A 12,795-nucleotide genomic window follows, 5' to 3' on the forward strand; every position below is an offset into this window, starting at 1 on the left:
GGGTGGCAACAGACGTTATCGTGCTCAACGGCGGTTCCAGCTCCGGTAAGACCGGCATCGTACGGTGCCTCCAGGCCATCCTCCCCACCCCGTGGCTCGCCCTCGGGGTGGACACCATGGTGGACGCGCTGCCTGCGGCGCTGCAGGCGTCGGAGGAGGGGCTCGACATCAGTCCCGACGGCACGGTGAACGTCGGGGCCGAGTTCGCCGCCCTTGACCGCGCCTGGTCGGAGGGCGTGGCCGCGATGGCCCGGGCCGGCGCCCACATCATCATCGACGACGTCTTCCTCGGCGGTGCCGCCTCCCAGGAACGCTGGCAGAAGGCCCTCGCCGGGCTCGACGTGCTGTGGGTGGGCATCAAGTGCGACAAAGAGGTGGCGGCCGGCCGGGAGCTCGCCCGCGGCGACCGCACTCGCGGCATGGCCGCGCAGCAGGCAGAGCTCGTCCACAAGGGCGTCATGTACGACCTGGAGGTGGACACCACGCGCGCCGAGTCCCTTGAGTGCGCCAAAATCATCGCCGCCCACGTCACCACCTGACGACGCCCCGGCAGGCCGTATGCAGCCGACAATGCCCTGAGCACCGCACGGCCCCTGGGGAGGAGACGCCTGATGCCGCAACGCCAGCAGGTCACCGTCGACGTCCACGTGATCCTCGAACGAGGCGACGACGTCCTCCTCTGCCTGCGCCAGGGAACCGGCTACCGGGACGGCTGGTTCTGCCTCCCCTCAGGGCATCTCGAGGAGGGCGAGACCGTCATCGACTGCGCGGTACGGGAGACCCACGAAGAGGTCGGCGTCCACGTCGACCCCGCCGCGCTGCGACCGGCGACCGTTCTGCACCACCTCAACCCCGAGGGACAGCCCCGCATCGGCTTCTTCTTCGCCACCACGCAGTGGACCGGCACCATCGTCAACGCCGAGCCGCATAAGTGCGCCGCCGTCGAATGGTTCCCCGCCCACCGCCTCCCGGAGAACACGGTCCCGTACACGATCGCCGGCCTCCGCCACTACCACCGCAATCAAGGCATAGGCACCCACGGCTGGCCCACCCGCCCCGGAAATTGACTCGGCCTCACGCCGGTACCAGGATCTGGGCGGAGAATCCGCGGTTACGTCCCCTCAAGTGGTGTAGAACCGGCCCTCATCGGCGCGTCGCCTTCGACGCAAGGGGGCCGTCTCCGTGCGGCTCACGCAGAGCCGCTGACGACTGATTCTCGGTGTCTACCGACCATGATTCTCAAAGTCGTGCGGCCTGCCCATGATTCTCAGAGTCGTGCGGCCTGCGCAGGAGCGGCTACAGAGATGCGCGCTGAGGCGGCTTGACGGATCGCTCGCAACCTCCTCAGAGCGGGGCAGGAGGCGCTGTTGGCGAGCTCTGGGCCGGCGACGACATGGCCTCACGAGCTCCAGAGCCTCTGGAAAATATCCGGGCATGCAAAAGAGGGGCTCCGACACCACAACAGATGCCAGAACCCCACCCCCAACACACACAAAAAAGAGGAGCCTTGGTATCCGAAACCAGATACCAAGACCCCTCTCATCAAAGATTGTCCGGCGGTGACCTACTCTCCCACACCCTCCCGAGTGCAGTACCATCGGCGCTGAGAAGCTTAACTTCCGGGTTCGGAATGTAACCGGGTGTTTCCTTCCCGCCATAACCGCCGTAACCCCACGAAACAGCACACCACTTGCTGTCTCAGAATTGCCTAGTGAACGCGAGCAAAAGCTTTGTGGTCAAGTCCTCGGCCTATTAGTACCGGTCAGCTCCACACGTTACCGCGCTTCCACCTCCGGCCTATCAACCCGGTCATCACCCGGGAGCCTTACCCCACAACGTGGGTGGGAGACCTCATCTCAAGGCGAGCTTCCCGCTTAGATGCCTTCAGCGGTTATCCCTTCCGAACGTAGCCAACCAGCCGTGCACCTGGCGGTACAACTGGCACACCAGAGGTTCGTCCGTCCCGGTCCTCTCGTACTAGGGACAGCCCCTTTCAAGTCTCCTACGCGCGCAGCGGATAGGGACCGAACTGTCTCGCGACGTTCTAAACCCAGCTCGCGTACCGCTTTAATGGGCGAACAGCCCAACCCTTGGGACCTACTCCAGCCCCAGGATGCGACGAGCCGACATCGAGGTGCCAAACCATCCCGTCGATATGGACTCTTGGGGAAGATCAGCCTGTTATCCCCGGGGTACCTTTTAGCCGTTGAGCGACACCGCTTCCACACGCCGATGCCGGATCACTAGTCCCAGCTTTCGCTCCTGCTCGACCCGTCAGTCTCACAGTCAAGCTCCCTTGTGCACTTACACTCAACACCTGATTGCCAACCAGGCTGAGGGAACCTTTGGGCGCCTCCGTTACCCTTTAGGAGGCAACCGCCCCAGTTAAACTACCCACCAGACACTGTCCCCGATCCGGATCACGGACCAGAGTTAGACGTTCAAAACGACCAGAGTGGTATTTCACCAACGACTCCACCCGAACTAGCGTCCGAGCTTCCCAGTCTCCCACCTATCCTACACAAGACGCTCCAAACGCCAATGTCAAGCTGTAGTGAAGGTCCCGGGGTCTTTCCGTCCTGCTGCGCGTAACGAGCATCTTTACTCGTAGTGCAATTTCGCCGGGTCTGCGGTTGAGACAGCGGGGAAGTCGTTACGCCATTCGTGCAGGTCGGAACTTACCCGACAAGGAATTTCGCTACCTTAGGATGGTTATAGTTACCACCGCCGTTTACCGGCGCTTAAGTTCTCACCTTCGCCAACTTACGTCAGCTAAGCGGTCCCCTTAACGTTCCGGCACCGGGCAGGCGTCAGTCCGTATACATCGTCTTACGACTTCGCACGGACCTGTGTTTTTAGTAAACAGTCGCTTCCCCCTGGCCACTGCGACCCCCACCAGCTCCAGCAGCAAGTGCCATCACCAGCAGAGGTCCCCCTTCTCCCGAAGTTACGGGGGCAATTTGCCGAGTTCCTTAACCACAGTTCACCCGATCGCCTTAGTATTCTCTACCTGACCACCTGAGTCGGTTTAGGGTACGGGCCGCCACAACACTCACTAGAGGCTTTTCTCGGCAGCATAGGATCATCCACTTCACCACAATCGGCTCGGCATCACATCTCAGGCAAAAGGAACGCGGATTTGCCTACGTTCCGCCCTACATGCTTACCCCAGGACAACCATCGCCTGGGCTGGACTACCTTCCTGCGTCACCCCATCGTTTACCTACTACCCGATCGGTTCAAGCGTTCACCCTGACAGTCATCCCGAAGGACAACCCGAGCTAAGGACTCTTAGCATCACGAGGTTCAGTATGGGCGCGTTGAAGCGGGTACGGGAATATCAACCCGTTGTCCATCGACTACGCCTGTCGGCCTCGCCTTAGGTCCCGACTTACCCTGGGCGGATTAACCTGGCCCAGGAACCCTTGGTCATCCGGCGCGAGGGTTTCTCACCCTCGATTCGCTACTCATGCCTGCATTCTCACTCGCACAGCCTCCACAACTAGATCACTCTGCTGCTTCACCGGCTGCACGACGCTCCCCTACCCACCAACAGAACCCGAAGATCCTGTCAGTGCCACGACTTCGGCGGTGTGCTTGAGCCCCGCTACATTGTCGGCGCAGAATCACTTGACCAGTGAGCTATTACGCACTCTTTCAAGGATGGCTGCTTCTAAGCCAACCTCCTGGTTGTCTCTGCGACTCCACATCCTTTCCCACTTAGCACACGCTTAGGGGCCTTAGTCGGTGATCTGGGCTGTTTCCCTCTCGACTACGAACCTTATCGCCCGCAGTCTCACTGCCACGCTCTCACTTACCGGCATTCGGAGTTTGGCTGACGTCAGTAACCTTGTCGGGCCCATCGGCCATCCAGTGCTCTACCTCCGGCAAGAAACACGCAACGCTGCACCTAAATGCATTTCGGGGAGAACCAGCTATCACGGAGTTTGATTGGCCTTTCACCCCTACACACAGATCATCCCCCAGGTTTTCAACCCTGGTGGGTTCGGTCCTCCACCCAGTCTTACCTGAGCTTCAACCTGCCCATGCGTAGATCACCCCGCTTCGGGTCTACAGCATGCGACTCAAACGCCCTCTTCAGACTCGCTTTCGCTACGGCTCCCCCACACGGGTTAACCTCGCCACACACCATAACTCGCAGGCTCATTCTTCAAAAGGCACGCAGTCACATCACAGCTGAGCAAGCCCAGCTAAGCTCCTACGGCTTGTAGGCACACGGTTTCAGGTACTCTTTCACAACCCCTCACCGGGGCACTTTTCACCTTTCCCTCACGGTACTCGTGCACTATCGGTCACCAGGGAGTATTTAGGCTTACCAGGTGGTCCTGGCAGATTCACACAGGATTCCTCGAGCCCCGTGCTACTTGGGATCCCCTCCAACAGTCCATCCAATTTCGCCTACCCGGCTCTCACGGTCTACGGCGCCCCTTCCCAGAGGCTTCAGCTATCAGACGGATTTATCACTGCTCGTGGCTCCGGCAGAAGCCACCGGAAGGTCCCACAACCCCGAACATGCAACGCCTGCCGGCTATCACACACGCCCGGTTTAGCCTCATCCGCTTTCGCTCACCACTACTCACGGAATCACTATTGTTTTCTCTTCCTACGGGTACTGAGATGTTTCACTTCCCCGCGTTACCACCAACCGCCCTATACATTCAGGCGGAGGCAACACCACATGACTGGTGCTAGGTTTCCCCATTCGGACATCCCCGGATCAACGTCTGGTTGGCGACTCCCCGAGGCTTATCGCAGCCTCCCACGTCCTTCATCGGCTCCTGATGCCAAGGCATCCACCGTGTGCCCTAAAAAACTTGGCCACAAAGATGCTCGCGTCCACTATGCAAATCTCAAACAACAAACAGCGATCCACATCCAAGCCCGATAATCACCGAACTCTTCAATGGCCCTGTCTCCAAGGAACCGGTCGCCCGTTTCCTCAGGACCCAACAGTGTGCCCAAGCTCACCAAGCCCCCGCACGCCCGTTCCCACTCCCAACCATCCCCACAAGAGAGACCGCTGGGCGGTACTAGCACGCCGGCAACCCGGCAAACCTGAATAACCAGTGCTCCACTCGTGAGCTGTCACCACCCCACCAGACACTCGCCGGTGAAGAGTGAAGATGCTCCTTAGAAAGGAGGTGATCCAGCCGCACCTTCCGGTACGGCTACCTTGTTACGACTTCGTCCCAATCGCCAGCCCCACCTTCGACCGCTCCCCCCACAAGGGTTGGGCCACGGGCTTCGGGTGTTGCCGACTTTCGTGACGTGACGGGCGGTGTGTACAAGGCCCGGGAACGTATTCACCGCAGCATTGCTGATCTGCGATTACTAGCGACTCCGACTTCATGGGGTCGAGTTGCAGACCCCAATCCGAACTGAGACCGGCTTTTAGGGATTCGCTCCACCTCACGGTATCGCAGCCCTCTGTACCGGCCATTGTAGCATGTTTGCAGCCCAAGACATAAGGGGCATGATGACTTGACGTCATCCCCACCTTCCTCCGAGTTGACCCCGGCAGTCCCCCATGAGTCCCCAACCCTCCGAAGAGGTTGCTGGCAACATGGAGCAAGGGTTGCGCTCGTTGCGGGACTTAACCCAACATCTCACGACACGAGCTGACGACAGCCATGCACCACCTGTCACCCAGCCCAAAAGGGAAACCCCATCTCTGAGGCGGTCCGGGTGATGTCAAACCTTGGTAAGGTTCTTCGCGTTGCGTCGAATTAAGCAACATGCTCCGCCGCTTGTGCGGGCCCCCGTCAATTCCTTTGAGTTTTAGCCTTGCGGCCGTACTCCCCAGGCGGGGCGCTTAATGCGTTAGCTCCGGCACGGAGATCGTGGAAGACCCCCACACCTAGCGCCCAACGTTTACAGCGTGGACTACCAGGGTATCTAATCCTGTTCGCTCCCCACGCTTTCGCTCCTCAGCGTCAGGTAAGGCCCAGCAAGCCGCCTTCGCCACCGGTGTTCCTCCTGATATCTGCGCATTTCACCGCTACACCAGGAATTCCACTTGCCCCTACCTACCTCTAGCCGGCCCGTATCCACCGCAGACCCGCAGTTAAGCTGCGGGCTTTCACGGCAGACGCGACCAGCCACCTACGAGCTCTTTACGCCCAATAATTCCGGACAACGCTTGCGCCCTACGTATTACCGCGGCTGCTGGCACGTAGTTCAGCCGGCGCTTCTTCTGCAGGTACACGTCAACTTCGTCCCTGCTGAAAGAGGTTTACAACCCGAAGGCCGTCATCCCCCACGCGGCGTCGCTGCGTCAGGCTTCCGCCCATTGCGCAATATTCCCCACTGCTGCCTCCCGTAGGAGTCTGGGCCGTGTCTCAGTCCCAGTGTGGCCGGTCGCCCTCTCAGGCCGGCTACCCGTCGTCGCCTTGGTAGGCCACTACCCCACCAACAAGCTGATAGGCCGCGAGCCCATCCCCAACCGAAAAAACTTTCCACCACCAGACCATGCGATCGGTGGTCGTATCCGGTATTAGACCCAGTTTCCCAGGCTTATCCCAGAGTCAGGGGCAGGTTGCTCACGTGTTACTCACCCGTTCGCCGCTCGAGTACCCCCGAAGGGGCCTTTCCGCTCGACTTGCATGTGTTAAGCACGCCGCCAGCGTTCGTCCTGAGCCAGGATCAAACTCTCCAAACAATGTCTGGAAAACAATCCCAGCCGGCATCAACAACATTGATGCCAACTAAAAGGAATCCACGTCATGGAAACATGACGGGGTAATGCATCATGCACTGGCTTTTAACACACTGTTGAGTTCTCAAGAAACGGACGCGTACATCCCCGACCGAAACCACATCCGCGATCCCGGCGGCGGAGGCGTTCACTCCGTTCGTTTTGTTGTGTCTTAATCTTTTCAGCCGCCCCGAGCCCTGTCAAATTGACCCGAATCGAACGACTTGCCAAGAATTAAGCCGCGTCCCCTTTCGGAGACAACCCCTCTAAGTTACCAGCCCTTCGACCGATCCGCGAATCGATCTCCGAACCAGCGCGTCGCAGGGGATTACCGACGATCCCGGACACACCACACCTATGTCACCGAAGTGAAGGAAGTGGGTTGTGCCGGACCCCGTCGGCTCTTAAAGATTAGCAGCGCCCTTCCACCGCTCGAGCCCGTTCTCCGGCTTCTCCGGCAACAGAACGATCACAACCGAACATAGACTCCCCACGTGAGCAGCAACACGCCGCCAGTGGCGAAGAAGATCCCTACGGAGCGCACCCATCACGGCGACACCGTCATCGACGAGTACGCCTGGCTGAGCAACAAGGACGATCCCGACACCACCGCCTATCTGGAGGCGGAGAACGAATTCCTCAAGCAGGAGACCGCTCACCTGTCGGACCTCCAGGAGCAGGTGTTCCAGGAGATCAAGAGCCGCACCCAGGAGACCGACCTGTCGGTGCCCAGCCGCAAGGGCGCGTGGTGGTACTTCACGCGTACGGAGGAGGGCAAGCAGTACGCGATCTCGTGCCGGGTCCCCGCCGACAGCGAGACGCCACCGGAGATCACCCCCGGCGAGCGGCTCGACCAGGAGCAGGTGATCCTCGACGGCAACGAGCTCGCCGGCGACAGCGAGTTCTTCTCGATCGGCACCAGCTCGGTCTCCCCCGACGGCAAGATGCTGGCCTTCTCGACCGACTACAAGGGCGACGAGCGTTTCACGCTCAGGTTCAAGAACCTTGAGACGGGCGAGATCCTGCCCGACGAGATCACCGACATCTTCTACGGCGGCGCATGGGCGGCCGACGCCTCGGCGTTCTTCTACACCCGCGTCGACGACGCCTGGCGTCCGTACCAGGTCTACCGCCACACCCTGGGCACTCAGGACGACGTGCTCGTCTACGAGGAGAACGACGAGCGCTTCTGGGTGGGCATCGGGCTGACCCGCAGCGAGAAGTACCTCGTGCTCGGCGCGGGCAGCAAGATCACCAGCGAGGTGCGGATCCTCGACGCGAGCGACCCCGGCGGCGAGTTCACGATCGTCAGGCCCCGGCAGACCGGCGTGGAGTACGGCGTCGAGCACGCCGGCGACTTCTTCTACATCCTGCACAACGAGAACGCCGAGAACTTCGAGCTGGCCACGGCGCCCCTCGACGACCCTGGCACGTGGACCCCGATCATCCCCCACCGGTCCGACACCAGGCTGCTGGAGATCGACGCGTTCTCCGACCACGCGGTGGTGCACTTCCGCCGCGACGGCCTGACCGGGCTGCGGATCCTGCCCTACCCGGCCGACGGCGCGAGCTGGCGCGAGCGGGTGGAGGCGGCCGAGCGCAACGCCTACGAGATCGACTTCCCCGAGCCGCTGTACGACGTCGGCCCGGCGGGCAACCCGCAGTTCACCACGCGGCGGCTGCGCCTGGCGTACACGAGCATGATCACCCCGCCCAGCGTCTACGACTACGACCTCGACTCCCACGAGCTGATCCTGCTCAAGCAGCGCCCGGTGCTCGGCGGCTACGACCCGGCCGACTACGAGCAGGCCCGCGAGTGGGCCACGGCCGAGGACGGCACGAAGATCCCCATCTCGCTCGTCAAGCGCAAGGACGCGGCCACGCCCGCCCCCACCGTCCTGTACGGCTACGGCAGCTACGAGACCTCGATCGACCCGAGCTTCTCCGTGCCCCGGCTGTCGCTGCTCGACCGGGGGTTCATCTTCGCGATCGCCCACGTGCGGGGCGGCGGCGAGATGGGCAGGAGCTGGTACGAGCAGGGCAAGCTCACCCGCAAGCGCAACACGTTCACCGACTTCGTGGCGGCGGCCAGGCACATGAAGGCGGCGGGCCTGAGCAGCAAGGTCGTGGCGCGCGGCGGCTCGGCGGGCGGGCTGCTGATGGGCGCGGCGACGAACCTGGCCCCCGAGGAGTTCGCGGGTGTCGTGGCCGAGGTGCCGTTCGTGGACGCGCTCAACACCATCCTCGATCCGTCGCTTCCGCTGACCGTGATCGAATGGGACGAATGGGGCGACCCGCTGCACGACCCCGAGGTCTACGCGTACATGAAGAGCTACTCGCCGTACGAGAACGTGGACGGCAGGCCGTACCCGCCGATTCTGGCGATCACCAGCCTGAACGACACCCGCGTGCTCTACCACGAGCCGGCGAAGTGGATCGCGAAGCTGCGCGCCACGGCGCGCGGCGGGCCGTTCCTGCTGAAGACGGAGATGGGCGCGGGGCACGGCGGGCGCAGCGGACGGTACGACGCCTGGCGTGAAGAGGCGTTCGCGCTGTCCTGGATCATCGAGAAAGGCACGTCATGACGTATCAGGCCGACGAGCGGCGCTACGAGCGGCAGCCGTACAACCGCAGCGGGCGCAGCGGGCTCAAGCTGCCGGCGGTGTCGCTGGGTCTGTGGCACAACTTCGGCGACAACCGGCCGATCGAGAACTCGCGGGCGATCCTGCGGCGGGCGTTCGACCTCGGGGTGACGCACTTCGACCTGGCCAACAACTACGGGGTTCCGTACGGGTCGGCGGAGAGCAACTTCGGGCGGATCCTGCGCGAGGACTTCCTGCCGTACCGGGATGAGCTGGTCATCTCGACCAAGGCGGGCTTCGACATGTGGCCGGGCCCGTACGGCGAGTGGGGCTCGCGCAAGTACGTGCTGGCCAGCCTGGACCAGTCGCTCAAGCGCATGGGCCTGGAGTACGTGGACATCTTCTACAGCCACCGTCCCGACCCGGAGACGCCGCTCGAGGAGACCATGGGCGCGCTCGACCGCGCGGTGCGCTCGGGCAAGGCGCTGTACGCGGGCATCTCCAACTACTCGGCGGAGCAGACGGCGCAGGCCGCGCGGATCATGCGCGAGCTGGGCACGCCGCTGCTCATCCACCAGCCGTCGTACTCGATGATCAACCGGTGGATCGAGGACGAGCTGCTGGACACGCTGGAGGAGGCGGGCATGGGCTGCATCGTCTACTCGCCGCTGGCGCAGGGCCTGCTGACCGACCGCTACCTCGACGGCGTGCCGGCCGACTCGCGGGCGGCGACCAGCCGGTTCCTGAGCGAGGACCAGATCGACCGCGACCTGGCCCGCGACCTCAACGAGATCGCGAAGACGCGGGGTCAGACGCTGGCGCAGATGGCGCTGTCGTGGACGCTGCGCGACTCGCGGGTGACGAGCGTGCTGATCGGGGCGAGCAGCGTCAAGCAGCTCGAGGACAACGTGGCGTGCGTGGACGGGCCCGCGTTCACGCAGGACGAGCTGGCGGCCATCGACAAGATCACCGAGTCCCGCCGCCGCAGCTGAGCACGCGCGGTCAGAGGGCCTCGTGGCGCTGCAGGTAGGTGAACGAGGCCCAGCCGGGCAGCACCGGCAGCCAGAACGTGAGCAGCCGGTAGAGCAGCACCGCCGAGGTGGCCAGCTCCTTCGGCACCCCGGCCAGCACGAGGCCGCCGACCAGCGCCAGCTCGACCGCGCCCAGACCGCCCGGTGTGGGCGCGGCCGAGCCGATGGCGTTGGCGGTGAGGTAGACGACGGCCACGGCGGTGAAGCTGATGTCGTGGCCGAAGGCGGCGATGCACGCGTCGAGGCAGAGCACGAACATCAGGGTGATCATGAGCGTGCCGGTGGCGGCCTCGATCATCTTGCGCGGCGACTGGAGCACGTCGAGCAGCCGCGGCAGCACGTTCGAGAACAGCTTGCTCAGCCGCCCGGTGATCAGGCGGCGCAGCGGCGGCACGCCGAGCACGACCACGACGAGCACCGCGACGCCGAGCAGCGCGAGCACGAGCCCGCGTGACGGCGTGAACGAGGTGGCGGTGCTCGAGCCGGTGATGTAGGCGAACAGCGCGAGCAGCCCGATGTGGAAGACCAGCATGATGAGCTGCGAGGCCCCCACGCTGGCCACCGCGCTGGCCGGGTGGATGCCGCGCTTTTGCAGGTATCGGGTGTTGATCGCGACACCGCCCACCGCGGCGGGCGCGACGAGCTTGACGAACGAGGACGCGAACTGCACGAGCACCGTGCGCCACAGCGGCAGGTGCTCGGGCACGAAACCGCGCAGCATGAGCGCGGCGGCCACGAAGCTCAGGAACGAGGCCACCAGCGCAAGGCCCGACCAGGCCCAGTTGGCCGTGGTGACGACGTGGTAGACGTCGACCTGGCTGAGCTGGGAGAGCACGATGTAGGCGGCGATCGTGCTGGCGATGATCGTGATGAGCGTGCGGGGGCGGAAGCGTTCGAGGCGGATCTCCTCGACCTTGCTCTGCGGCTTGAGCGCGACGATCTGGTCGCGGATGCCGGGCAGCACGTGTTTGGCCTTGGCCAGCGCGGCGCGCGTCTCCCGGGTGAGCGCGATCTGCTGTAGCAGCGGCATGGCGGCGGCCAGCGCGTCGGGGCCCATGACGTCGGCCGCGGCGCGCACGGAGCGCTCGGGGCCGACGCGCAGCGCGAGGTAGGTGAGCAGCTGGGCGACGTCGAGCCTGAGCAGCAGGTCTCCGGCGGCGACCTCGCCGCTGCGGGCGTCGGTGAGCACGACGCGGCCGGCGGTGTCGATGTGGATGCTGTCGCCGGTGAGCCTGCGGTGGGCGAGACGCTGGATCTGCAGCAGCGCGACCTGCTCCCAGATCTGGTGGAGCAGCTGGTCGTCGATCTCCTCGTCGGGCACCTCGTCGAGCGGGCGGGTCTCGATGTGCTCGTAGGCGAGCAGGGCCGCCTCGGTGCCGATCTCACTGGTGCCGAGCAGACGGGGGGTGCTGGCGCCCGCGGCCTGGGCGGCGTACGCCATGAGGGCCTCGCGTTCGAGCTCGGCGCGCAGCGACCGGATGGCGCGGCGGCGGGTCTCGGAGTTGAGCCTGATGCGCCGCCACAGCCGGTACGGCAGCCCGGCCACCTGCCGGTCGCGGTCGAGGACGGTGACGTCGAGGCTGGTGCCGTCTTTGAGCCCGACGGCGTAGCGGCGGCTGCCCTGATAGTCGTCCTCGACGCGGCGGGCGGAGACCGGGGAGAACGACAGCTTGCGCAGGGCGGCCACGACGGCGCTGCCCGGCGGGCGGGTGTTGGGGCTGCCGACGCCGTAGAGGGTGGCGTAGCCGATGGCCATGCCGACCAGGACGGTGACGATGGCGCTCGGGATGGTGATCTGGCGGCCGGAGAAGAAGGCCAGGATGTAGAGCGCGACGGTGGTCCACATCAGCATCCGCCAGGTGGGGCGGCGGGAGATGCGGACGGCGGTGGCGTAGGCGACGACGGAGGTGAGCAGCGTGTTGAGCGGCTCGATCGTCCGGTCGCCGGTGAGCAGCACGCGCAGATCTTCCATGGTGCCGCTGACGAGCCACTGGCCGAGCAGGAACGAGCCGGCCATGCCGACGATGGCGGCGATGAGCCCTTCCGCGACGCGCAGGCCGTCGCGGTGGAAGACGCGCTCGACCGCGAAGGCCACGGGCACGATGAGCACGGCCGCGCCACCGAGGAAGGCGGCGATCCTGCTGAGCAGCGGCACCAGCTCGGCGCCCTCCTTGACATCGGCCTCCAGGCCGATGAGCGTCTGCTTGGCGACGAGGGCGAGCAGGATCACCGCGCCGAGCACGATGAGCGTGGCGAAGAAGCGCAGCAGGTCGGAGGGGCGGCGCAGGCGCTGAGGCAGCAGCGGTTCTACGACGTAGACGTCGGTTTCCGCGCGTGACTCGGCCACGGCAGGATCCCCCTCCGTGAGGTCCTCCGTGTCATCTCGTTCCCTGATATCGGCCACCGACAGCGATTCTGCACCTTCCCGTGGCGGACTGTACGATCTCGAGGCCTTCACTGTGCCCGA

The 12,795-nt window shown here is 64.0% G+C and carries 5 protein-coding genes and 3 rRNA genes; 4 read left to right on the plus strand and 4 right to left on the minus strand.

The genetic code is table 11. The features are described from left to right. Positions 1-2: 2 nt before the first annotated feature. On the plus strand, positions 3-539 hold the full coding sequence (gene cpt, locus ACFMQL_RS10975) for a chloramphenicol phosphotransferase CPT (RefSeq protein ID WP_364068373.1): 537 nt from the start codon (positions 3-5) through the stop codon (positions 537-539). A 72-nt stretch (positions 540-611) separates the two neighbouring features. After that, positions 612-1,067 (plus strand): NUDIX domain-containing protein, encoded by a 456-nt coding sequence (locus ACFMQL_RS10980; RefSeq protein WP_378785510.1) that lies wholly within the window; start codon positions 612-614, stop codon positions 1,065-1,067. 484 nt (positions 1,068-1,551) lie between these two features. Here the strand turns inward: ACFMQL_RS10980 and rrf are convergent. From rrf to ACFMQL_RS10995, 3 genes are all read right to left on the minus strand, one after another. Next, positions 1,552-1,668, minus strand: a 5S ribosomal RNA gene (gene rrf, locus ACFMQL_RS10985). A gap of 64 nt (positions 1,669-1,732) precedes the next feature. Continuing rightward, positions 1,733-4,841: ribosomal RNA gene (locus ACFMQL_RS10990) — 23S ribosomal RNA — on the minus strand. Positions 4,842-5,155: 314 nt separating this feature from the next. After that, positions 5,156-6,679 (minus strand): 16S ribosomal RNA (locus tag ACFMQL_RS10995). The 16S, 23S and 5S rRNA genes sit together here, the layout of an rRNA operon. Positions 6,680-7,209: 530 nt before the next feature. Here ACFMQL_RS10995 and ACFMQL_RS11000 point away from each other — a divergent pair. Next, positions 7,210-9,300, plus strand: coding sequence for a S9 family peptidase (locus ACFMQL_RS11000; RefSeq protein ID WP_364063287.1), 2,091 nt, complete (start codon positions 7,210-7,212; stop codon positions 9,298-9,300). Then, entirely contained in the window at positions 9,297-10,289 is a 993-nt protein-coding gene (gene mgrA / locus ACFMQL_RS11005) for an L-glyceraldehyde 3-phosphate reductase (RefSeq protein ID WP_364063290.1), read from the plus strand. The genes ACFMQL_RS11000 and mgrA overlap by 4 nt, the downstream gene beginning before the upstream one ends. Before the next feature lie 10 nt (positions 10,290-10,299). Here the strand turns inward: mgrA and ACFMQL_RS11010 are convergent, their stop codons facing one another. Continuing rightward, positions 10,300-12,675: a lysylphosphatidylglycerol synthase transmembrane domain-containing protein gene (locus ACFMQL_RS11010; RefSeq protein WP_364063293.1), complete on the minus strand. Its 2,376-nt coding sequence runs from the start codon at positions 12,673-12,675 to the stop codon at positions 10,300-10,302. Positions 12,676-12,795 lie beyond the last annotated feature (120 nt).

This window comes from Nonomuraea fastidiosa (genome assembly GCF_042751225.1).
Taxonomy (GTDB): domain Bacteria; phylum Actinomycetota; class Actinomycetes; order Streptosporangiales; family Streptosporangiaceae; genus Nonomuraea; species Nonomuraea fastidiosa.